The sequence below is a fragment of the Empedobacter sp. GD03797 genome (assembly GCF_029842105.1).
GTDB lineage: Bacteria > Bacteroidota > Bacteroidia > Flavobacteriales > Weeksellaceae > Empedobacter > Empedobacter falsenii_C.
Genome location: NZ_JAOCFS010000004.1, coordinates 37,341 through 62,207, shown reverse-complemented (window position 1 = coordinate 62,207; position 24,867 = coordinate 37,341). Strand labels below are relative to the sequence as shown.

The window sequence follows — 24,867 nt, the reverse complement described above, 5'->3', positions numbered from 1 at the left end:
TTAAGCTTCTAACCAATTCTTAATCATCTCATCTCCAAGTGACGTCAAAATAGATTCTGGATGAAACTGAACACCACGGACATCATAGGTTTTGTGACGCAAAGCCATGATTTCTCCTTTTGGACCAATTGCTGTAATTTCTAATTCTTCAGGAAAATCTTCGTTCGAAACTACCCAAGAATGATAACGACCAACTTCTAATTTCTTCGGTAAATTATGGAATAATACTTCGTCTTTTATTACTTCAATCGTAGATTCTACACCGTGAAAAACTTCTTGTGTGTTTAATAATTTTCCTCCAAAAACTTCTCCGATTGCTTGTTGACCTAAACAAACGCCAAAAATAGATTTCGTTGCAGCATATTTCTCGATGATTGGTTTCAATAAATTAGCTTCATCAGGAACTCCTGGACCAGGAGAAAGTAATATTTTATCATAATTATTTACTTCTTCCAAAGCGATTCCATCATTACGAACAACGGTAATATCATCGGCGAATTTCTTTAGTGAATGCACTAAATTATAGGTGAACGAATCGTAATTATCGATAACTAAAATTTTCATAGTTTATAGGTTTTGAGCGATTTCTATTGAGCGACGAAGCGCTCCTAATTTATGATTGACTTCTTGTAATTCATTTTCTTCGACCGATTTGGAAACAACTCCAGCACCAGCCTGAAAATATAAGGTGTTTTGTTTGCTGACGAACGTACGAATCGCAATCGCCATGTTGATATCTCCGTTAAACCCTAAATAGCCAATTCCGCCACCATAAACGCCACGATTTTGATTTTCGTAACCGTCTAACAATTCCATTGCTTTGAATTTTGGTGCACCAGAAAGTGTTCCGGCAGGAAAAGAATCTGCAAAAACTTTCATTGTATTCACGCTTGGATCCAATTGCGCAGTAACTTTCGAAACCATGTGAATCACATGCGAGAAATACTGAATTTCTTTGTATTGTGCGACTTTTACATCAGTAGAATTTCTACTCAAATCGTTACGTGCCAAATCGACTAACATCACATGTTCCTCGTTTTCTTTTGGATCGGCGATTAATTTTTCGGTTAATTCTTTGTCCAAAGTTGGACTTCCTGTTCTACGAACAGTTCCTGCAATTGGATGAATTTCTGCATGATTATTATTGATGATAATTTGCGCTTCTGGCGAAGAACCGAAGATTTTATAATTTCCATAATCGAAATAAAACAAATAAGGCGAAGGATTTACCGAACGTAAAATGCGGTAAACATTGAATTCATCACCCGAAAATTTTTGTTTGAATTGACGAGAAGGAACAATCTGAAAAACATCTCCACGGAAACAAGACTGTTTACATTTTGTCACCATTTCTTTGAATTCATCATCTGTTAAATTCGATTGAATTTCAGATTCGACATTAAATGGATATTCAACAATTGATTTGTTATGAACAACACTTTTAATTTCAGAAAATTTAGAAGCTGTTTCATCATTTTGATATTCGATAAACTGAATTTCGTTGTGAAAATGATTGAAGACCACAATATTTTGATAGAATGAATATGAAAATTCTGGGATCGTTGCTTCATTTCCTTTAGATGAAAATTTTACTGTTTCGAAATGAGGAATCGCATCCCAAGCAATGTATCCGAATAAACCATTTACAGGTAAATTTTCTCCATTTTGAATGATAAACTGACTTGTAAATTCTTTGAATTTTTCTGTCAATTCTTGACCATTCAATGCGTATTCTTTTGTTTCTCCATTTGCATACGTTTCATTCACCATTCCGTTTGTAACCTTAAAAGTCGCGATCGGATTTAGGCAAATAAAAGAGTTAGCATCTGTCTTCGAATGATAGTCAGAACTCTCTAATAATAAGGCATTCGGATAAATATCTCGCAGTTTCAAATAAAGCTGAACAGGAGTCGTTAAATCCGCTAAAACAGTTTCTTTCTGTATGTTAAAAGTTAAATTCATTAGTTAAATATTTAGGTTTAGAGCACAAAAAAAAGGCTTGTCGGTTACGACAAGCCTTTTCTACATATAACTGCATAGAGGTCTTACGAACCAACGTTTTGTTGTTCGATATTCCACCACCAGTTATTTGTAAATAATGTTTTCATTGGGACAAATTTAGAAAGGATTTTGAATTGTACAAATTATTTTTTGATAAATTTTTTAGTTGAGTGAACAATTGATATTTTTGAGTGAATAATAAAAACACAAACAAAATGGAATATAATTATAACAATCTGATTGTTGAGGTAGAAAATAAAATTGCGTTAGTTACTTTAAATCGTCCGCAAGCGTTAAATGCATTGAACAAAGATTTATTAGATGATATCTCAAACTTTTTTACGGATGCGGATTCAGATCCTGCTATTCGAGTAATTATTTTGACTGGTTCTGGTGAAAAATCTTTTGTTGCTGGTGCTGATATCAAAGAATTTGCAAATTTTGATGGTCGTCAAGGAGAGCAATTAGCTGCAAAAGGTCAAGAAAATGTTTTTGATAAAATTGAAGATTCTAAGAAACCTGTAATTGCGGCTGTGAATGGTTTTGCATTGGGAGGAGGTTTAGAATTGGCGATGGCTTCTCATTTTCGTATTGCATCAACCAATGCAAAATTAGGATTACCAGAGGTTACATTAGGTTTGATTCCTGGTTATGGAGGAACGCAACGATTGCCAAAATTAATTGGAAAAGGTCGTGCAATGCAAGCAATTATGACGGCTGATATGTTTACGGCTGAGCGCGCATATGAAATTGGTTTAGTGAACGAAGTCGTGGAACAAGCTGAATTAATCAACCGAGCGAAAGAAATTGCGACGAAAATTTCTAAAAATTCTTCTGTAGCGATTCGTCATGCGATTAGAGCGATCAATGCATCGGATAAAGACAATGGTTTTGAGGTTGAAATTGAAAGTTTCGGAAATTTATTTGACGAAGAAGATTTCAAAGAAGGAACAACGGCTTTTGTTGAGAAAAGAAAACCTAATTTTAAGTAAATTTTAATTTAAAATAGTTCATATAAAAGCTTCAAGATTACTTGAAGCTTTTTAATTTTACATCATGAAAAAAATAGTTGTTGGATTCATTTTGATGATGAGTTCTGTTGTGTTTTCACAAGAAATTTATCAAGTTATAGCACAAGAAGGATTGACTGTTAGAACAAGTCCGAATGGAAAACGAATTGGTAAAATTCCGTACGGTTATCCCGTTAAAATTTCAGAAAAAGGTGAAGCGTTTGCAATCAAAGATAATGGGAAAGCAAAAAGTGGAAATTGGATGAAATTGGATGTTAGCTCGTCTAAATTAATTCTGGATGAAGGTGTTAGTGACTCTTCTGTTCAAGGCGATTTGTATGCATTTAGTGGTTATTTAATCACGCAACAAAATTTTGTCAATCAATTCGAAACAGAAATTTCTACACACCCAGCTTTTAGCGAATTTTATTTAGCTACAGCTTATAAATGTTTCGCAATTAAAGGCGATTTTTTTGGAGATGGCGTGGTGGATTATTTATATCGAATGATTGATACAAAAGGAAATGTACGTTTATTTATAGTAAACAATCTAAAAAAAGGAAGTCAAATTTATGGTTTGGGAGGAGCAAAAGATCCGTTCAAAATTACAAATTATGATTTCGGAACGTTGATGATGATTCCGAAAGGAACGCCACTTTATTCGAATTATAAAGATGGAGTTAAACGAAATTTAAATGGAGTTTCTAAAAATGAAATCGTAACTTTAGATTATGATGCGATTTATGTGCATCAAGATAATGCGAAAGAAGGCGGATTTATTTACCGAAAAGATGGTAAATGGAATTGGTTGAATCAAAAATAAAATAATTATGCAAAATATAGAAGGTAAAGTAGCTTATATAACGGGCGGAACAAAAGGAATTGGATTAGGAATTGCAAAATCATTGGTAGAAAATGGTTTAAAAGTAGCAATTTCTGGACGAAATATTGATGATGTTGAAAAAGCGCGTCACTATTTAGGAAATCAAAATGTGTTGGCAATTCAGTCGGATGTGAGACATTTCGAAGATGAACAAAATGCAATTGAGCAGATTATTTCTGCGTTTGGACGTTTGGATATTGTCATTGCAAATGCTGGTTTAGGGAAGTTTGCTCCAGTTGATGAACTTTCTTTAGAAGATTGGAATGCGATGATTGATACAAATTTGACGGGAGTTTTTCATACGATAAAAGCTTCAGTTGAAGCATTAAAAGTTTCGAAAGGATATTATATTTCGATTGCTTCTTTGGCTGGAACAAATTTCTTTGCGAATGGAGCTGGTTACAATGCTTCGAAATTTGGCGTTGTTGGTTTTACGCAGGCTGCGATGTTAGATTTGAGAAATTATGATATCAAATGTACAACGATTATGCCTGGTTCTGTGACTTCAAATTTTAATGATCATGTGCCAAATTCTGAGGATGGATGGAAAATTCAGCCCGAAGATTTAGGACAAATGGTCGTTGATTTATTGAAAATGAATCCAAATGTTTTGCCAAGTAAAATAGAAGTTCGTCCTACGAAAACAAAATAATTTAAAGATCTCGATAAGAGATCTTTTTTTATGAAGAAAATATTTCGTAATTACCAATAGTTTACATAGTTTCGTGGAAAAATAAGAAATACAATAAAGGTATTTTTTTAATGAATCCTTTTTAATGAGTTTTAAAAAATCAGTCAATCATTTTCGTCGTACAATTATGCGTCGATTAACAGGAGGAATAGGTGATGGTAATTTACCAAAAGTAGACAAAGAAAAACCTCTTGAACTTAATAGAGTGCTGATAAACAGACCCAATCAGCGTCTGGGGAATATTCTATTGATTACACCTTTGATTCAGGAAATTATCCGATATAATCCAGATGTTAAAATTGACTTATTTGTAAAAGGAAAGGTCGCTCCGATTATTTTTGAGAACTATCCTCAAGTTGATCAAATTATAGAATTACCTAAAAAACCTTTCAAAGAATTGATTCAATACGCTAAAGTTTGGCTAAAAATCAAGAAAAAGGATTACGATTTAGTGATTAATGTTGATAAAAATTCATCTTCAGGACGACTTTCAACTTCTTTTGCGAATTCTAAATATAAAATTTTCGGAAATGAATTTGAAATGAATTTGAATCAAGAAATTCATATTCATCAAGCACAATATCCAGTTCATCAATTCAGAAAATATTTAGAATTATTTAAAAATCAAGAAGAAACTCTAAATATTCCAACTCTAAATATTCAGTTAACAGAGCAAGAGTCTACAAAAGGAATAGAAATGTTAAATGAATTGATTCAAGATCCTTCAAAGAAAACACTTGCATTTTTTACGTATGCAACTGGTGCAAAATGTTATGATGAAGAATGGTGGACAGAATTTTACAATTTATTTCATCCAAAATATTCGCAAGAATATAATTTAATTGAAATTTTACCTGTCGAAAATATTTCGATGCTAAATCATAGATTGCCTACTTATTACAGTAAAGATGTGAGAGAAATTGCAGCCGTGATGAAAAGTTGTGAATTTGTGATTGCAGCCGATTCTGGTATGATGCATTTGAGTTGTGCAGCGCCTACAAAAACAATTGGTTTGTTTAAAGATCAAAGCTTCTTAGAGCGTTATAAACCTTATGGAAACGGGAATGCTGTAGTCTTGATTAATAATGAAGATAAGGGTATTCTTATTCAAGAAATGGATAAATTATTGGTTTAAAAAAGCTGTTTTTTATCATTAAATAAAGTTTGTATTGGTTTGATATGAAATAAATTAGCTTCAACAAAAATATTTTAATTTCGTTTGATTATTTCATAGCTTTGTCCTCTGAAATAATTTAAAAATGTCAACAGAGTTTACAATTATCATCCCAATTTATAATGAGGAAGATAACTTGATAAGATTGGAAGAAACAATGAATCAATATCTGTCAAAGTCAATAAAACAGACTGAAATTTTATTGATTAATGATGGTTCTAAAGACAAAAGTTTGGCTCTTATCAAAGAGATTTGTAATAGAAATCAAGCTTTTCATTATATTTCTTTTGACAAAAACTATGGTTTATCTGCTGCTATAAAAGCTGGTTTTGATACAGTGGAATCAAAATGGGTTGGTTATATCGATGCTGATTTACAGACTGATCCAGAAGATTTCAATAAATTATTAGCGTTAGCAGATCAATATGATTTGGTGACTGGAGTTCGTGCAGATCGCAAAGATTCTTTCGTGAAAAACATGTCATCTAAAATTGCCAATTCTATTCGTAGAGCATTTACCAATGATGGAATGGATGATACGGGTTGTCCATTAAAAGTTATAGATGCTGAAAAAGCGAAAAAAATTCCGATGTTCAAAGGATTGCACCGTTTTTTACCAGCTATGATTTTATTACAAAATGGAACGGTTACTCAAGTTCCTGTCAAGCATTTTCCTCGTATTGCAGGCGAATCAAAATTCAATTTATGGAACCGTTTATTAGGACCGTTAATGGATTGTTTTGCATTTGTTTGGATGAAGAAAAAATACATCAATTATAAAATTCAAGAAAGAGCGTAATGCCAAATTGGGTTATCATCAGTATTGGTTTTCTTGCACAAGCACTTTTTTCGAGTCGTCTTATTTTACAATGGATTGTTTCCGAAAAGAATAAGAAAGTTCTTACACCAAAATTATTTTGGGAAGTTAGCTTGTTTGCCTCTGTTTTGCTATTTTTATATGGTTATTTACGTCATGATTTTTCGATTATGTTGGGACAAACATTGACGTATTATATCTATATAAGAAATATTCAACTTCAAAATCATTGGAAAGAATTTCCGAAAATAGTACGCATTTTCTTGTATATTTTTCCTGCATTAATTGTTTTATATGGTTTCAATAACGGAATTTTTGATGTAGATTTATTATTCAAAAACGAAAAAATTCCGATGTGGCTTTTATCTTTAGGAGTCGTATCTCAGGTACTTTTCACATTTCGTTTCGTCTATCAATGGATTTATTCCGAACGAAAACACGAATCGCAATTACCAATGGGATTTTGGGCCATTAGTTTAACAGGATCATTGTTGATTTTAACTTACGCGATTATTCGAAAAGATCCCGTCTTATTTGTTGGTCATTTTATGGGATTTATCGTTTATGCTCGAAATATATTAATCAAACGAAAAGAAAAAAATGGTTCAGTGGATTAAGCAAAATTCAGTTTTATTTTTAATCATCGTAACAATTTTGATGTTGTTTGTCAATCTTGGCGTTTTACAAACGAACATTATGGAAGCTCGAAACATTATTTCGGCGCGAGAAATGGTACACGATGGAAACTGGATTTTTACTACGCTTAACGGCTTGCCTCGCTATGAAAAGCCACCTTTACCAACTTGGATTACCGCTGCTTTTGGAAGTGTTTTTGGTTTCGAAAACTTTTTTTGGTTACGCATTCCAGTTGTTCTAATTACCATTTTATTGGTCGTTTGGTTCTATAAAACATTAACGCATTTCGATTTAACAAAACAACAAGTTGTTAATTCTTCATTGGTTTTAATTACTTCATTTTACGTGTTTTTCTCTGGAAGAGACAACAATTGGGACATGTACACGCATAGTTTTGTGATGGGAGCGATATTGTTTTTAGTGAAAGAATTTCAATCATCAAAATTTAATTTTTTCAACTTTATTGCTGCATTTTTCTTGTTAGGATGTTCGATAATGAGCAAAGGTCCAGTTTCGTTGTATGCGTTATTTTTACCGTTTTTAATTGCTTATTTTATTGTTTATAGATACAAATTAGGAAGAAATTTAGGAATCACAATTTTAACGATAATATTAGGTTGCGTTGTAGGATTTGCATGGATGATGTATGTCAAATACTTTGATGCAGAACATTTTTTAGCAGCTTCTCAAAAAGAAGTAAACAATTGGCACAGTTACAACACTCGCCCAATTTATTATTATTGGAGTTTCTTTACGCAATCGGGTTTATGGACAATTCCAGCTTTGGTTAGCTTGATTTATCCTTATCTAAAAAATAAAGTTGCAAACAAAAAAGCTTATCAATTTGCTTGGTTATGGACAATTTTATCGGTGGTTTTATTATCTGTAATTCCAGAAAAAAAATCAAGATATTTATTACCAGTTTTAATTCCATTAGCGATGAATATTGGCTTTTACATCGAATATTTACGATTAGAATTCAAAAATTTATCAAATAAAACCGAACGATATTTTACCAATTTTACGTTTGGTTTATACGGAATAATAGGAATTGCGATTTCAGTTGGTGTTTTTATTTATACAAAAGATCGTTTGTCAGAATTTTTAATTTGGTCGATTCCTTTTGCTGTTGTTGGATTAATTTTAGGAATCTCAATTTTTAAAGGATTGAAGATAAAATCATTTGAACAGATATTTTACTCAACTATTTTATTGATGTGCTCGGTTGTAGCATTTGGATTTCCACTTTCTAAATTAACTTTTTCTGAAGAGTTGTATGCTTCTGCTAAAAATCTAAAGAAATTAGAACAACAAAATCAAATTAAAACATACGAATGGCAAAGTTTTGTTCCAGAAATAGTGTTGGATTATGGGACTTCAATTCATGCAATTAACGATGGAAAGAAAACTATTTTCCCGAAAGAAGAGAAGTTTGGAATGTTAGCTAGTCCGTCAGATTCTACTTTTTTTGCTAATCATTTTAATAATTATTCAATCAAAAAAATTGGTGTGGTCGATTTGAATCATTCTTCAAAAGATCAAAAAAATTATAACGATCGTATTCAAAGAAACTATTATTTGATTCAAAAAAAGTGATTAAATTTCGAGTAAAATTTTTAGCTTAAATTTTCGTTATTCTAATAAAATCTTTTGCAGTTTCGGATTCTATTTTTTCTATGTTTTTGGTTAGTGAACAGTTTTGTTTTTGCTCAACATTTTGGGTGGAAAAATCCTAATTTTAAACAAGATTCTGTTCAACTTTCTGATACGATAAAGCTGAAAAATAAAGGAATTTTATCCGAAAAATTTCAAATTTTAGATTCAACAGGAGATCCAATTTCAAAAGAATTTTATACGATAAATTTCGAACGAAACGAAGTTTATTTTAATTCATCAATTGCCAAACAAATGGTGAAAATTCAGTATTTTGTTAATCCAAAATTAGCCGAATCTATTTTTTATGCTAAAAATCCGAACATTATTGTCAACGATGCGAAACCAGTTGATATTTTTCATCAAATAGAACCTAATTCAAAACAAGCGAACAAAGATGTTTTTGATGGTTTGAATAGCAAAGGTTCGATGGTTCGTGGAATTCGTTTTGGAAATAATCAAAGTGCGTCTGTGCAATCTTCGTTGGATTTAGAATTGTCAGGAAAATTATCAGATGATATTACGGTAAATGCGGCGATAGCAGATAATAATGTGCCAATAGAATCGGATGGTTACACACAAAATTTGCAAGAATTTGACAAAGTTTATATTGAATTAGCGAGTAAAAATTCGAAAATTCGAGCTGGTCATATTGATATTAATACAAATCAAGAAAGAGATTTTTTCAATCCATTTAATCAAAAAGTAACAGGATTACAATTATCAACTCAGTTGAAAGGCGAAAAATCCTCGACCAATATTTTTTCTTCGGGAAGTATTACACGAGGAGAATTTATGCGCGTTAATTTTGTTGGACAAGACGGAAATCAAGGTCCTTACAGGCTTTCTGGAAAAAATAACGAATTGTATGTGATTATTATTTCGGGAAGTGAAAAAGTATATATTGATGGCGTTTTGTTGGAGCGAGGAGAGCAAAATGATTATGTGATTAATTACAATACGGGCGAAATTTCTTTTACTTCAAATCGATTGATTACCGCAAATACGCGCATTAATGTGGAGTATTTGTACAATTCTCGAAATTATTCACAAGTTTTACTTTATGGAGGCGCTGAATACGAATCGGAACGATTAAAATTGTCAGGTTTTTTCTTTTCTCAAGGAGATTCGAAAAATAATTCGCTTGGAAATGATTTGACAGATGCTGAAAAGCAAATTTTGGCAAATGCAGGAAATGATCCTGATAAAATGTACACAGTTTCTGCTGAGAAAACGACCTATGATTCGAATAAAATTTTGTATCGAAAAGTAAATCAAAATGGTTTAGATATTTTTGAATATTCGACGGATCCAAACGATGAATTGTATCAAGTGGCTTTCACGTATGTTGGAGCTAATCAAGGAAATTATCGACAAATAAATGCGAATCAGAACGGGAAAGTCTTTCAATATAACGAAGCAATTGCTGGCGTTTTACAAGGTGATTATGAACCAATAAAGCAATTAATTTCACCTAAAAAATTGCAAATTTATACGTTGAATGGTCAATATCAATTGAAAAATAATGGAAATGTTGGTTTTAATTTAGGTTTGAGTAATTATGATCAAAATTTATTTTCTTCGATTGATGATCAAAACAATTCTGGTTTAGCAACTCGTGTTTATGGTGAAAAAACATTTTCTTTCAAAAATTGGAAAATTACACCTTATGCAGAATGGAATTTTATCAACAAAAATTATAAAAGTGCCGAGCGTTTACGAGCTGTTGAATTTGCACGAGATTTTAATTTAGATCAAGAATTAAGTGGTGTTAATCAGAGTTTTATCACAGCGAAAATTAATTCATCTTGGAAAGAAAAATTTACTGCGCAATATAAATTCGATTATCTTGAAAATACTGGTTTGTACAAAGGTTTGAGAAATCAACTTGATGCGAATTACAAAACTGAAAAAGATGAAATTGTTGCGCAAGCAAATATTTTGTCAACAAAAGCAACGTTTCAAAATACCAATTTCGCGCGTTATATGGTGGATGGAAAACGAAAAATTGGAAATAAATTTTGGGTTGGAGCAAGAGTTTGGGGCGAAAATAATGACATGGATGATTTGACAAAAAATCAAAAATCAGATTTGAGTTTTAAATGGAATGAATTTCAATTGAAAGGAGGTTTTGCAGATTCGATAGGTCATAAAATTGATTTGACGGTTTATCAACGTCAAGACGATTCGGTTCGTTTAGGAACTTGGCAAAATATTCAACAAAGTAAAGGCGCTATTTTTAATTCAACTTTAATCCAAAAACAAAATCATCAATTAAGTTTAAATTTCCATTATCGACGAGTTAATTATCAATTTTTAGATGCGCCGAACGAAGATTTTATGACAGGAAGCGTGAAGTGGTACAAAGCTTTTTTCAATCAAGGTTTGCAATTAAATGTAGATTATGAAGTGGGAAGCGGCGTAGAACCGCAGCGTGAATTTCAGTACGTAAAAGTTTCGGATGGAATGGGAATTTACAAATGGACGGATTATAACGGTGATGGAATTGAGCAAATTGATGAGTTTGAAGTGGCAGAATTTATCGATCAGGCAAATTATATTCGTGTGTATACGAATACAATTGAGTATTTGAAAACGAATAAAAATCAATTTAATTTTACGTTTCGTTTTCGTCCAAAACAAGTTTTCAATACCGAAAATGAATTTTGGAATCGTTGGATGTTTCAGCAAAATATCTCGGCAAGTAATTCGTTGCGCAAGGAAGGAACGACGTTAGAATGGAATCCTTTTACCAATTCTGCTCAAATTTTAGGCAAAACAAGAAGTATTCGTTCATCGATTTTCTTTAATCAAGGAACACAATATAAATGGTCGTCGAATTTTATTTACAATCAACAACAATCCCAAACCTATGTTTATACAGGTTCTGAATATCGTGATTCGGACAGTTATTTGTTGCAAACGCGTTATAAGATTTTGCAAGATTTAATCGCAAGTTTCGATACCGAATATATGGTGATTAACAGCGATTCAGAATTATTTTTGAGTAGACGATATAAGTTAAATAATCTTCGTTTATCACCAAAAATTACTTATCAAACAGAAAAAAATCTTGTTGCGTCATTGTTTTATAATTATCAAAATAAGAAGAATGTTTCGGGTGAAGAGCATTTAAATCAGTCGGATTTGGGAACAGAAATTCAATGGAATAGTTCGGATAAAATGAGTATGTTGGGAAGTTTTAGTTTTATTAACAATAAATTTATCGGAAACCAAGAATCTGTTGTTGGAAATCAAATAATGGAAGGTTTGCGCGCTGGAAATAATTTTGTTTGGCAGTTACAAATTCAACGACAAATCACAAGTTTTTTGCAATTGAATATTTCGTATGATGGACGAAAAACTGAAGAAAATAAACCAATACATACGGGAAGTGTACAAGTGCAGGCTAGGTTTTAAAATAATAAAAGACGATTTTATAAAATCGTCTTTTATTATTTTTCTACATTCTATTTACTTCATCCTGATTTCCAGTTTCGCGATTTTTTACCGATAATTTATTACTTCCGAATTTATAATTCAATCCAATTCTTATGCTTTGCGAATCCCACACATTTGCAAAAGTTTGTACGATTCCATTATTATTTTGCGATAAATATTCTTGCGCTTTGAAAATATCTGTTGCATTCAAACTCAATTCTAATTTTTTATCTAACATCAAATATTTGAACGAAAGATTGAAATGTGCATAAGGTTTTAGTTTATAATTTTGGAAAGTTTCTCCAAAATTTTGAAAATAAATCAAGTTAATAAACATTGTTTTTTGTTGATTAAGTGTAAAATCATTTGTCGAAAATAATGAACTCGACCAACCTTTGAATCGCTTAGAAGAAATTGCGACATTTGAGCTCGAATATGAAACTTCAAAAGTAGTAACGCTTGACCACCATTTTGTAGGATTAATTGTCATATTTTGGCTCAAACCAAAGCTATCCGAATCTACAAAATTCATCCAAACAAAAGTATTATGTTTTGTGTTCTCATCAATGATTGAAGCTTGATTGACACCATCTCTCAAACTTGAATAATAAAGTCGCGTATCAAACTTTTTGTAAGTAAAAGTAAGTTCTAAATTGTGTGTAAAAGCTGGTTTCAAGAAAGGATTTCCTTCGTTGTAAACATATTCGTTTTGTATCATTCGAAAAGGATTTAAACTTTCGTAATTTGGACGATTGATGCGACGCGAATAATTAATTCCTAAACTTTTGCTTTTATCAAAAGTATGCAACAAATAAAATGACGGAAACAGTTTGATATAATCTGTTTTGTTCGTTTGATTATTTTCTCTCGAAAAACCTTCTGTTTGCGTTGCTTCTAATCTCAAACCAGCTTGCATCTGCCATTTTTCTCCAAACTTTTTACTTCCGTTCAAATAAATTGCTTCGTTATTTTCTTTGTATTTGAAAAGATTCGACAAATTTTCATCAAATGTATAGTTGTAATTTTCGTCTGCTTTATATGCTTCAACCAAATTATTTGATTTTGATTGCGAAAATTTAGCACCAAAACTCCAATTGAAATTTGTTAAAGGAAGTTCTACATCAATTTTTGAAGAAAAATTCTCAATTCGATTGTTTAAATTACTTTTTCCACCAAAAAAAGAATCTTCTATTAACTGATTATTTTTGTAAGAATTGGTTGCATAAGTTCTATTCATTGGAGATGAATAATTGGCGTAATCGGCATCAAACGAAATTTTTTTACCTAATGAATCAAGTGTAAATTCTGAATAAAGATTGACCAAAGATTGATTTGTTTTACCATTTTCGAATGAATTTCCTTTATTTGTTTGATAAACTTCGTTCGCTAAATTCTTGAAAAACATTTCTTGTGGATTTTCTGAATTATATTTCGAATTGTTGAACGAAAATTTAGAGCCAATTGTCCATTTATCGGTTAATTTATAATCAACAGAGAATCGTCCTCCAAGATATTTGTTGATATAATCTGTGTAAGAAATGTTATGTCTGCGCGCGTCAGAGAAAAATAATTCGTTGTTCCATGTTCTTAGAAATCTTCTATCTCCAGCATTCAACGAAGTCTGAATTGTCCATTTATCTTTTTGTAAATTGTAAGCTGCATTGTAGCGTTCTGTGTTTCTTTTACTTCGCGTATATGATGCGCCAACAGTGGAATTCCAGCTATTATTTTTTATTTTTTTTGTTACAATATTTACAATTCCACTATTTCCTTCTGCCTCGTATTTTGCAGGGGGAGTCGTAATGACTTCAATTTTTGAAATATCAGAAGCGCTCATACTTTCTAGATAATTAATCAAATCCGTTTGCGACATATAAGTTGGTTTATCATCAATCAAAACCATTACAGAATTTTTTCCAGAAACCGCAATATTGTCATTTGTTACATTCAAACCAGGAGTGACGCGCAAAACATCCATTGCAGTTCCGCCAGCAGCTGAAGTAGAATTTTCTACATTGAAAACAAAACGATCGATTTTTCGCTCCATGATTTTCTTTTCCGCTCCAACGACAACTTCTCTCAAGTTTGTAGATGTTTTAATTTCAATCTTTCCTAAATCGATAGAATTATTCAATTGAATATCTTTCTGAAAAACAATTTCTTCAAAATAGTTGATTTCAAATTTGTACGTATTTTTCTTTGCTTCAATAGCGAACTTTCCAAGTTCATCTGTTGTTAAATTGATGATTGTATCTTGATTAGATAAGGTTATATCAACATAAGGAAGCGCTTTGTTTTGCTCCATAACTTCGCCTGTTAAAGTATAATTTTGAGCAAATAGAAAACTTGAGCTAAATAAAATGATAAGTTGAATAAATGTTTTCATGTTGAATTAATTTTAAACAAATATTCTCCAAATCGATTCTTTTTGAACTTTAAAATCGACAAACCCTATTATATTATCGACGAATTTGATTAAAACAAAAAACCTCGAGAATCTCTCGAGGTTTTTTGTTTAATTTATTTTTCCTTCATAATAAACAGGATTTCCTTTTTCGTCGAAACCAATTATGGTTAATTGATAATCTTTTGGTTTATCGTTGTTGAAATATTCGATAATCGTTTCTTTATTTGGTTCTGAGATTAAATTTGGATTCCAGTAAAGAGTTTTTCTATTATCATTAGAAATATCTTTATATAAAGTTTCGTAATCGTCATTACTTAAAAAAGATGTAGTTTTATCATAACCTTTTACAGACAAAACATTAAGGGATTTTGAGGAAGAACTATCTCCCATATTACCTCTTCTAGTATAGATAGCAATTGCATTTCCAAGTAAACCAGCGCCTTTGAAAATTTTTACCATTGCAATATCATTTATATTAATACCGCTAAGAGTTTCGTTAGAAAGTCGCATTTCATCTAAATAAACGGTTGCATTTCCGTTTCGAATCATTGGTGTTATAACACCTTGTTTTAGAGTAGTAGTTAATCCGGGTACTCTTCCAGCTAAAAAATCAAAAATATTATTGGAAGCATTAGCATTTTGATTATCATTCACAAAATCAATAACCGTTTCATTAATACTTTTGAACATTGAGCTACTTAATTCATTGTTCATTTTTTCCGTTTTCGAAACAATTTGAGCTTTTACAATAGCTTCTTTTAGACGAATACTTTTGTCATTTATAATTTTATTTATTTTGATTTGTTCTGTTTGTGTTTTCTCTTCAGTAAGATTTTCATTTGATTTTATTTCTGTTAAAATATAATCAGTTGTAGGAAAATTAGAGTTAAATTTTATATGATTATATAAAGGTAGAACTGATAAAATAATCTTATCTTCTTGTTTTTTAGCTTTTTGAGATTGATTATTTAAATAATAATAAACATTAAAGTTATCATACGAAATAAAATTCTTCAATTCGAAATTTCCGTTAGAATCTGTTGAGGTAGGAATTAAAAATTTTTCTGAACCAGGATATTCTATGAAAAGGTTTAAGTCTGAATTTTTTAAATCTTGACCATTTAAATAAGCTTTTCCTTTATATGATAAATATGAACTCGAATTAGTGTTTGGTATTTTTTTAGAATTATTCATAAGGTCTTGCCAATTGTATCTTTTCCATTCTTCTGAAATTAATAAAACATCTAATGCTTCTTGATTATTCTTTTCCTGAAAATATTGATTTGGATTGTAGATAGGATTTATAATATCTTCGGTTAGCCAAAGAGAGGAAATAAAATTATTACTATGACTAGTTTTATCATTGATAACAGCTGCTAAAATTTGAGGAGTTTCAGATTTTAATGTAATAGTATTTATTGTTCTTGCTTCGTTATTAGTATCAAAATTGAGGTTAGGTTTTAATAATGTTTTATTATGGTTAATAAAGGCTAATCGTTGAGCTACCATATTATCATTAGCATCAAAAACGTAAAGTTGTAAAATTCCGCTATTTTTACTAAAGCTTGTATGTGGAATTTTTTGAGAAATAGTTTGAATATTCTTGGTGAATTTTACTGAATATACAATAGTATTATTAATTGTACCTATAACTTTATACCCTAATAATTGTTGGGTAATTCCTATACTTTTTAGTTGATAACCAATTTCATTTCCTTCATTAATTACTTTAAATGAAATACCATCTTTTTTAGCAATTGGCAAATCAATAATTTGTTGATTTCCTTTTTCATCATTTACTTGTAATTGGTAAGTTTTATTTGGTTCTGCACGTAAATAAAACGCAGCAATATTTTCATCAAGATTATTGAATTTAATTATTTTGGTTGAAGGATTATTTTTTTCGAAAACAAAACCATTCCATTTTTCTGGTAAATCTCCAATAGATTTAAGTCTCACAGCAAATTTAGTTGTCTGATTTTCTATAAATGTTCCACCTTCAGGATAAACAGAAGCATTCCATTTTAGATCATTATTTTTAACTAATTTTAATTTAGACTTGGGATTGTAAATTAAAAGCGGTTTTATGTATTGAAAATCTTCAGAAAAATAAGTCATATAAGTTGTATAAGCTCTTATGTAATAGACATTTTCTTCTAAATCATCCTTAAGAGTAAAGCTTCCATCACTTTGACCACTAATTATTGGCAGTAGTTTTTTATCAATTAAAGTTTTATTCTTGTCATATAATTCGACAAAAAGATTAGTCGAAATATTACTTTTTTTGTATCCATCAAATACAAATGCCTTAAACCAAATATTTTCTCCAGCGATATAATCCTCTTTATTGAATAAGATATAAACCTTTTCTTGCGCATAATTTTCTTCAAGATTTTTAATAGCTAAATCAAGTTTGGTTTGTGCTTTTGTAAATAATGAAAATATCGAAATGATAATGAGAAAATAGAATTTCATTTATATTAATTATTTGGTTTTGTTAAGATAACAAAATAATCAATACTTTGAAATAGTAAATTATACAAACCAAAAAACCTCGAGAGATTCTCGAGGTTTTTTGGTTTAATTTATTTTCCCTTCATAATAAACAGGATTTCCTTTTTCGTCGAAACCAATTATGGTTAATTGATAATCTTTTGGTTTATCATTGTTGAAATATTCTATTTCTGTGTTTTCTCCTGGAGCTGTATACAAATTAGGATTCCAAAATAAAGTGCTTCTTATATCATTTGGAATATCGTTGTAAAGCGACTCGTAATCATCATTGCTAAAATATGGCAGAGATTGATTGTAGCCACCAATCTGAATTAAATTATTTGGTAACATCGGCGTGTTATCAACTGGCGCATCACTTCCTCGTTTCGAATAAATTGCAATTGCATTTCCAAGTAAACCAGCGCCTTTGAAAATTTTTACCATTGCAATATCTCTAGGATTAATGCTGGTTATATTATCCGCAGTCATTTTCATTTCGTTCCAATAAATTGCAACCTCAGAATTTCTGATTTTAGGAACTCCGTTAGAAACCGTTAATCCTGCAACTCGTCCAGCTAAAAAGTCCATAATATTTGTATAACCTTCTATTGGCTGAGATTCGTTTACAAAATCTATCACAGTTTCGTTTATATTATTGAACATTCCGCTACTTAATTCATTGTTCAGCTTCTCTGTTTTCGTTTTTTTGTCCGCTTTTACAACAACTTCTTTCAAGCGAATACTTTTATCATTGATAATTTTGATGTTCTGTTTATACGTATTTTGCTTCTCGACTTCCTCTTTATTCGTGATTTCTTCTAATAAATATGGCGTTGCTGGCAATTTAGATTTATAACTTGTGCTTTTATAATTTGGTACAACAGATAAAGTTAAAGTTCCATTATTGGCAGATTTTCCATTTTCCGAATTCAAGAAATAATTCATCGCCATTGGTCCATAATAAAACAAATTATTCATTTCGAAATTACCTTCGTAATCCGTATCAAGCGAAGCAAATTCTTTTCCATTATTTTGCATTTTATAGATAATACTCAACGAAGCATTACTCAATTCTCTTCCGTTATTATACACTTTTACTTTGTACGAAAGATATCTACGATCATTGTCAATAGTAGGTTTTACGATATTTCCAACCACTAAATCTTCCCAATTAAATCTTTTCCATTTTTCTGTTATTAGAAGTGCATCAAGATTTTCTGAGAATTCATTATTTTTAAAATATTGTGTCGGATGATTAATTTTCGAACTAAAATCTCGCGTCAACAACATCGCTGAAATTAAATTATCTTCATCATTATTTTTTTGATCTTTGATAACAGCCGAAAAATTAATTTCTTCAGGATATTTTACCTTAATTGTATTTAATTCTCGCGGATTTGTTGTTGTTTCGAAAGAAATTTCTGGTTTTTTGTATGATTCTTTTGGATTGATAAATATCAAACGATTGGCAACTTGAATATCATTTGCATCAAAAATGGCAATGTTCAAAATACCTTTATCATTGTCTAAAACCTCTTTTGGAACATAAGTAGAAACCGATTCCACACTTTTTACAATTTGAGAACTCATCACAAGTTCGTTGTTAATTGTTCCAATAATTTTATAATTCAATAAAGGATTTTCTTGATTGATACTTTTTAATTGAATCACAATATCTTTGCTATTTCGAACAACTTTTAACAGAATTCCATCTTTTTTAGCTTCGGGTAAATCAATAATTTGTTGATTTCCTTTTTCGTCATTCAATTGCACTTGATAAGATTTACCTTCTTCTGCTCTCAACGCAAAAGTCGCGACGTTTTCATCTAAATTATCAAATGTTGAAATTTTATTGGCAGGATTATTTTTCTCGAATACAAAACCATTCCATTTTTTTGGTAAATTTCCGTCTGACTTTAGTCTTACAGCAAATTTAGTTGTCTGATTTTGAATAAAATTCCCACCTTCAGCAAAAGCTTTCGCATTCCATTTTAAATTTGGATTTGGAACAAGTTTTAGCTTAGAATTTGGATTAAAAATTTTAATTTGATTGATGTATTGAAATTCTTCTGAAAAGAAAGTCATGTAAGTTGTATAGGCTCTTACAAAGTAAATTCCTTCCTCGTTTTCGTTTTTGGTATTCAGTGTTCCATCACTTTCTCCGTTCACAACAGGAACCAATTTTCGGTCGATTAATTTTTTGTCTTTATCGTATAATTCAACAATAAGATTTGTAGAAATTAAGCTCGGTTTGTAGCCATTTAATGTATAAGCTTTAAACCAAATATTGTCGCCAGCAATGTAATCTTCCTTATCAAATAATAAATAGACTTTTTCTTGAGCATAATTTGTATCCAGACTTTTTATGGCCGTTTCCAGTTTTGATTGCGCAAAAGTTGTAATCGAGCAAAAGTATAATGCGAGTAAATAAATATATTTCATGCGAGAATGATTAATCAAATAGAATGAATTTGAACTCTTAAAATTATCATTATTTAGACGATTTTCATTCATACTTTTTATTAAAGTTTATCATAACTTTTGATTGAATGATGATTTTTCTTCTCGAATAATGTTAATTTTTGTTAATGAATTTAATTAAAAGACATTAAATAAAAAAACCTCGAGAATTTCTCGAGGTTTTAAATTTATAAAGAAATGTTGTTGGATTAGATTCCGTCAACAATTGCATTTAATGTTGCAGATGGACGCATTGCAGCAGTTGTTTTAGCAAAATCTGCTTTGTAGTAACCACCAATATCTTGAGGTTTACCTTGCGCACCGATTAACTCTTCGTTAATTTTTGCTTCGTTTTCTTCCATAGCTTTTGCAACAGGAGCAAATTTAGCAGCTAAATCAGCATCTTTTGTTTGATTTGCTAACGCTTCTGCCCAGTACATTGCTAAATAGAAGTGAGAACCACGGTTATCAATAGTTCCTAATTTACGACCTGGAGATTTGTCAGTCGCTAAGAATTTAGCATTTGCTTCATCTAAAGCATCAGCTAAAGTTTGAGCTTTTGCGTTTCCTTGTGTTTGAGAAACGTGCTCTAAAGAAGCTTGTAATGCTAAGAACTCACCTAAAGAATCCCAACGTAAGTAACCTTCTTCTACGAATTGTTCGATGTGTTTTGGAGCAGATCCTCCCGCACCAGTTTCGAATAATCCACCTCCGTTCATTAACGGAACAATAGATAACATTTTAGCAGAAGTTCCTAATTCTAAAATCGGGAATAAATCTGTTAAGTAGTCACGTAAAACATTACCAGAAACAGAAATAGTATCTTTTCCTTCTCTTGCACGGCTTAAAGTTTCTTTCATAGCATCTTTAACGTCCATGATACGAATATCTAAACCTGTTGTATCGTGATCAGCTAAGTATTTTTCAACTTTTTTGATGATTTGTTGATCGTGAGCTCTTCCTTTATCTAACCAGAAAATTGCTGGAGTATCAGATAAACGAGATCTATTAACCGCTAATTTAACCCAGTCTTGAATAGGAGCGTCTTTCGTTTGAGACATTCTGAAAATATCAGAAGTTTCAACTTTTTGCTCTAATAAAGTGTTTCCGTTTACGTCTTCAACTTTGATAGTTCCGTTTGCAGGAGCTTGGAAAGTTTTGTCGTGAGAACCATATTCTTCCGCTTTTTGAGCCATTAATCCAACATTAGGAACTGAACCCATTGTTGTAGGATCTAAAGCTCCGTTAGCTTTCATATCGTCTACAACAGCTTCGTAGAAACCAGCGTAAGAACGGTCTGGAATGATCGCTACAGTATCTTCTTCAGCACCATCTTTGTTCCACATTTTACCTCCGTTTCTTACCAATGCAGCCATAGATGCGTCAACAATAATATCAGAAGGAACATGGAAGTTCGTAATTCCTTTATCAGAATTAACCATTGCTACACGTGGTCCGTTTGCTAAATCAGCTTCAATTGCAGCTTTAATTTCTGCTTCTTGAGGTTGACCTTTGATTTTTTCGAATAAATCTGCTAAACCATTGTTTGGATTAATATCTAATGCTTTGAAAGTATCAGCATATTTTACGAAAACATCTTTGAAGAAAGTTTCAACGATTGCTCCAAAAATAACTGGATCAGAAACTTTCATCATTGTTGCTTTTAAGTGAGCAGACAATAATACGTTTTTATCTTTTGCTTCTTGAATTGCTTCTTGAACAAATGATCTTAAAGAGTTTAAGTTCATTACAGAAGAATCAATTACTTCACCAGCTTTTAAAGGCGCTGCTGATTTTAATTCTTGTACAGAACCATCTTCTCCGTAAAATTTGATTGTATATTCAGTTGCGTTTTCTAACGTAGTAGAATTTTCAGTACCGTAAAAATCACCAGATTTCATATAAGCAACTTCTGTTTTGCTATCTGTAGCCCAAGCTCCCATTTTGTGAGGATTAGCTTTTGCATAGTTTTTAACAGCTTTTGGTGCACGACGGTCAGAGTTTCCTTCACGTAAAACTGGGTTTACAGCAGAACCTAAAACTTTTCCGTATCTAGCTTTAATTGCTTTTTCATCTTCATTTTTTGGTTCAGCTGGATAATTTGGTACAGCAAAACCTTTCGCTTGCAATTCTGCAATCGCTTCGTCTAACTGAGGAACAGAAGCCGAAATATTAGGTAACTTAATGATATTTGCTTCCGGAGTAGTCGCCAAAGCTCCTAATTCTGCTAAAGCATCAGGAATTCTTTGTTCTTCTTTTAAGAATTCTGGGAAGTTAGCTAAAATACGTCCAGCTAAAGAAATATCTGGAACTTCGATTGTAATATCAGCTGTTTTCGTGAATCCTTGTACGATTGGCAAAAATGAGTGAGTTGCCAACATCGGAGCTTCATCCGTAAGTGTGTAATGAATTTTTGACATTATGTTTTAAATTTTTTTGAGACTATTTTAATAATAGTCAATTAAAAATACATCTTTTCAATTTTGAATGCAGATACTGCAAACTTTGCAAATATACAATATTTAGCAGATTAAGTTGACCATAAATCAATCATTTACACTAATTTTAGTATAATTTTTAACATGATTTTTGATAGGTCGTCAAGTTGATAATTTATTGAAAGAAAATTGTTCAAGTTGATAATTTTTGATTGATTTTTTTTTCAACTTCATGTATAAGTTGACTTTTGAGAAAATCGTCTTTTCAATTCTTCTTAAGAAACCAATTTTTATAAACTTAGTTTCTTTCTTAATTTTGCATAAAACAATTCTTTTGAAACAAAATTTAGCGACAATCGCATTTTATAATGTCGAAAATTTTTATTCTAAATCTTCAGACGAATCTTTTTTGCCTAGTAATTTTATCAAATGGAAAGATAATCGTTACGATACAAAGGTAAATAAGATTGCATTTTGCATCTCTAAAATTGGCAAATTAGAAACGAACGAATTACCTTATTTGGTTGGATTGGCTGAGGTTGAAAATGAAGAGGTTTTGCAAGATTTGATTCAAAATGATTTTTTGAAAGATGGCGATTATAGAACACTTTTATATGAATCATTAGATGAACGAAAAATAAATGTTGGATTAATTTATCGTCAACAATTTTTTGAAGTTTTAGAAAGCGAACCAATTAGATTTATCTTTAAAGATCAGTATGATACAAAGTCTTATACACGTGATATTTTATATGTAAAAGGAAATTTAGTTGGCGAAATTGTTCATCTTTTTATTGTTCATTTACCTTCTAAAATTGATAAAGAAATCAATCAATTAAAACGTCAACATATTTTTAAAACAATTCGAAAAAGAATTAACGATTTGTTAACCGAAAATTATTCGGAGAAAATTGTTGTGATGGGAGATTTTAATGATTCTCCAACAAATTCTGACTTAATTGATGAATTGGATACACGTTCCAAACAAGAAGAGATAAACCGAAACGAATTATTCAATCCAATGGTCAGTCTACAATCGTATAAAAGGGGTTCGATGATTTTTAAAAAACAATGGATGTTGTTTGATCAACAGCTTTTTTCGAAAGGATTTTTTGCTTCTCAATCAAATTTAGAATATATAAAAACAGATATTTTTGATGCTGATTTTTTGAAGAATACAGGCGGAAAATCAACTGGTTTGCCATTCAGAACTTTTGTTGGCGGAAAATATTTCGGTGGATATAGCGACCATTTTCCCGTTTATACCATTTTAAAATATTAAATTTGTAGCGGTATAATTTTTAGAATAGGTGAGAATCCACGAAAATGGTCAGGTTGAGATTGACGGAATCGATAAGTTGATTCTGAATGCCTTTATGGATAATGCTAACATACCTGTTTCACAATTAGCAAAAGAATTAGGTATATCAAATACGGCAGTTCATCAACGCATTAAGAAATTAGAGGCTTCTGGTGTGATTGATTCGACAAAAGTAATTGTAAATCCTGCAATTTTAGGCTATTCAACGATGTCATTCGTTGGTGTTTTTATGGACAAACCTTCTTCTTATAAATTAGTTGTGAAAGCTTTGGAAGAAATTCCAGAAGTGGTGGAAGCTCATTTTACAACAGGAAATTATGGGATTTTCCTTAAAATTTTGAGTCGTGATAATCTACATTTAATGAATGTGTTGAACAAAAAAATTCAGCAAATTGATGGGGTTACACGTACAGAAACTATAATTTCGTTGGAGCAACCAATAGATAGACAAATAAAACTTTAATATACAAAGATGAATATTAATCAATATTTAGACTCGACGTATCTTAAAACACCTGAACAAGCAGGTATTTCGAATTCTGATACATTAGATATGGTGCATAAGTTGGCACAAGAAGCTATTGATAATGATATCTATGCAGTAATGATTCGTCCTGATTATGTGAGATCAGTTCGTGAATTATTGGATGAGAAAAAATCGAATGTTGTTTTGGGAACTGTAATTGGTTTTCCTGAAGGGACTTACGATTTGAATGAAAAGTTGAGAGAAGCGCAAAAAGCAATTGCTGATGGAGCCGATGAATTAGATTTTGTAGTCAACTACGAAGCATTCAAAAAAGGTGATAGCGATAAAGTAAAAGAAGAAGTAGAAGCTGCAACATTAGTCGCATTGCGTGAAGGTAAAGTTGTAAAATGGATTATCGAAACTGCTGCTTTAACAGATGAACAGATTGTTGATATAACACAATTAATTCGTGATACTGTTTTAGAAAAAGCAGGTGAAGAAAATGCATCAAAAGTTTTTGTAAAATCTTCTACAGGTTTTTATAAAACTGAAAATGGAGAACCAAATGGAGCAAACGAGCATGTTATTAAATTAATGCTTGAAAATTCAGGTTCGCTTCCAGTGAAAGCTTCTGGCGGAGTTCGCACAACAGAAGAAGCTGAAAAAATGATCGCTTTAGGCGTGAAAAGAATTGGAACTTCGTCTGCTTTGGCGATTGTAAAAGGAGAGCAAGGAGCAGAAGGTTATTAGAAAATTTCTACATTATAATACGTTTAAAAGTCTCAATATTTATTGGGACTTTTTTTATTCATTAAAAATAAGCTTCCTTTTTTAGTTAATTTCTAAAAATACTTAAATAGCATATTGTATTTCATTATTTTTGGAGCCCTAAAATTATAACTTAATTTATATCAAGTGATTTGATTAAAAATGGTCGTAATTTTGCATAGATAACATTGATAAAATAGTATAGACG

At 31.1% G+C, this 24,867-nt stretch carries 17 protein-coding genes; 11 read left to right on the top strand and 6 right to left on the bottom strand.

What is annotated here, in order from left to right; all coding sequences use genetic code 11:
- A complete protein-coding gene (locus N5D90_RS04850) occupies positions 1 to 564 on the bottom strand; it encodes an aminodeoxychorismate/anthranilate synthase component II (protein ID WP_280061760.1) in 564 nt (187 codons plus the stop codon).
- Between the two features lie 3 nt (positions 565 to 567).
- Complete coding sequence (locus N5D90_RS04845; RefSeq protein WP_280061759.1) at positions 568 to 1,962, bottom strand: anthranilate synthase component I family protein; 1,395 nt, start codon at positions 1,960 to 1,962, stop codon at positions 568 to 570.
- 254 nt (positions 1,963 to 2,216) lie between these two features.
- Here N5D90_RS04845 and N5D90_RS04840 point away from each other — a divergent pair, with 254 nt between their 5' ends.
- From N5D90_RS04840 to N5D90_RS04805, 8 genes are all read left to right on the top strand, one after another.
- The gene (locus tag N5D90_RS04840) at positions 2,217 to 2,993 is read left to right on the top strand and encodes an enoyl-CoA hydratase/isomerase family protein (RefSeq protein ID WP_280061758.1); all 777 of its coding nucleotides are present in this window, start codon (positions 2,217 to 2,219) and stop codon (positions 2,991 to 2,993) included.
- A gap of 64 nt (positions 2,994 to 3,057) precedes the next feature.
- Entirely contained in the window at positions 3,058 to 3,834 is a 777-nt protein-coding gene (locus tag N5D90_RS04835) for a hypothetical protein (RefSeq protein ID WP_280061757.1), read from the top strand.
- Between the two features lie 7 nt (positions 3,835 to 3,841).
- A complete protein-coding gene (locus N5D90_RS04830; RefSeq protein WP_038330800.1) occupies positions 3,842 to 4,546 on the top strand; it encodes an SDR family oxidoreductase in 705 nt (234 codons plus the stop codon).
- 124 nt (positions 4,547 to 4,670) lie between these two features.
- A complete protein-coding gene (locus tag N5D90_RS04825) occupies positions 4,671 to 5,720 on the top strand; it encodes a glycosyltransferase family 9 protein (protein WP_280061756.1) in 1,050 nt (349 codons plus the stop codon).
- Between the two features lie 124 nt (positions 5,721 to 5,844).
- Complete coding sequence (locus tag N5D90_RS04820) at positions 5,845 to 6,558, top strand: glycosyltransferase family 2 protein (RefSeq protein ID WP_280050629.1); 714 nt, start codon at positions 5,845 to 5,847, stop codon at positions 6,556 to 6,558.
- Entirely contained in the window at positions 6,558 to 7,193 is a 636-nt protein-coding gene (locus N5D90_RS04815; protein WP_180905754.1) for a lipid-A-disaccharide synthase N-terminal domain-containing protein, read from the top strand. The genes N5D90_RS04820 and N5D90_RS04815 overlap by 1 nt, the downstream gene beginning before the upstream one ends.
- The gene (locus N5D90_RS04810; RefSeq protein WP_280061755.1) at positions 7,177 to 8,808 is read left to right on the top strand and encodes a glycosyltransferase family 39 protein; all 1,632 of its coding nucleotides are present in this window, start codon (positions 7,177 to 7,179) and stop codon (positions 8,806 to 8,808) included. The genes N5D90_RS04815 and N5D90_RS04810 overlap by 17 nt, the downstream gene beginning before the upstream one ends.
- Before the next feature lie 93 nt (positions 8,809 to 8,901).
- Positions 8,902 to 12,285, top strand: coding sequence for a hypothetical protein (locus N5D90_RS04805; RefSeq protein WP_280061754.1), 3,384 nt, complete (start codon positions 8,902 to 8,904; stop codon positions 12,283 to 12,285).
- A gap of 43 nt (positions 12,286 to 12,328) precedes the next feature.
- Here N5D90_RS04805 and N5D90_RS04800 read toward each other — a convergent pair whose 3' ends face one another.
- The 4 genes from N5D90_RS04800 to N5D90_RS04785 form a co-directional block, all read right to left on the bottom strand.
- Positions 12,329 to 14,692, bottom strand: coding sequence for a TonB-dependent receptor domain-containing protein (locus N5D90_RS04800; RefSeq protein ID WP_280061753.1), 2,364 nt, complete (start codon positions 14,690 to 14,692; stop codon positions 12,329 to 12,331).
- Between the two features lie 129 nt (positions 14,693 to 14,821).
- The gene (locus N5D90_RS04795) at positions 14,822 to 17,188 is read right to left on the bottom strand and encodes a hypothetical protein (RefSeq protein WP_038330785.1); all 2,367 of its coding nucleotides are present in this window, start codon (positions 17,186 to 17,188) and stop codon (positions 14,822 to 14,824) included.
- Between the two features lie 105 nt (positions 17,189 to 17,293).
- Positions 17,294 to 19,720, bottom strand: coding sequence for a hypothetical protein (locus N5D90_RS04790; protein WP_280061752.1), 2,427 nt, complete (start codon positions 19,718 to 19,720; stop codon positions 17,294 to 17,296).
- A gap of 155 nt (positions 19,721 to 19,875) precedes the next feature.
- Positions 19,876 to 22,086 (bottom strand): NADP-dependent isocitrate dehydrogenase, encoded by a 2,211-nt coding sequence (locus tag N5D90_RS04785; protein ID WP_280061751.1) that lies wholly within the window; start codon positions 22,084 to 22,086, stop codon positions 19,876 to 19,878.
- 352 nt (positions 22,087 to 22,438) lie between these two features.
- Between N5D90_RS04785 and N5D90_RS04780 the strand changes: the two genes are divergently transcribed.
- From N5D90_RS04780 to deoC, 3 genes are read left to right on the top strand one after another with little or no spacing between them, the layout of a single operon-like run.
- Positions 22,439 to 23,386, top strand: coding sequence for an endonuclease (locus tag N5D90_RS04780; protein WP_280061750.1), 948 nt, complete (start codon positions 22,439 to 22,441; stop codon positions 23,384 to 23,386).
- A gap of 28 nt (positions 23,387 to 23,414) precedes the next feature.
- Positions 23,415 to 23,888 carry an Lrp/AsnC ligand binding domain-containing protein gene (locus tag N5D90_RS04775; RefSeq protein WP_125350002.1) on the top strand — a complete coding sequence of 158 codons (474 nt, stop codon included), beginning with the start codon at positions 23,415 to 23,417 and terminating at the stop codon, positions 23,886 to 23,888.
- A 9-nt stretch (positions 23,889 to 23,897) separates the two neighbouring features.
- The gene (deoC, locus tag N5D90_RS04770) at positions 23,898 to 24,641 is read left to right on the top strand and encodes a deoxyribose-phosphate aldolase (protein WP_280061749.1); all 744 of its coding nucleotides are present in this window, start codon (positions 23,898 to 23,900) and stop codon (positions 24,639 to 24,641) included.
- Positions 24,642 to 24,867 lie beyond the last annotated feature (226 nt).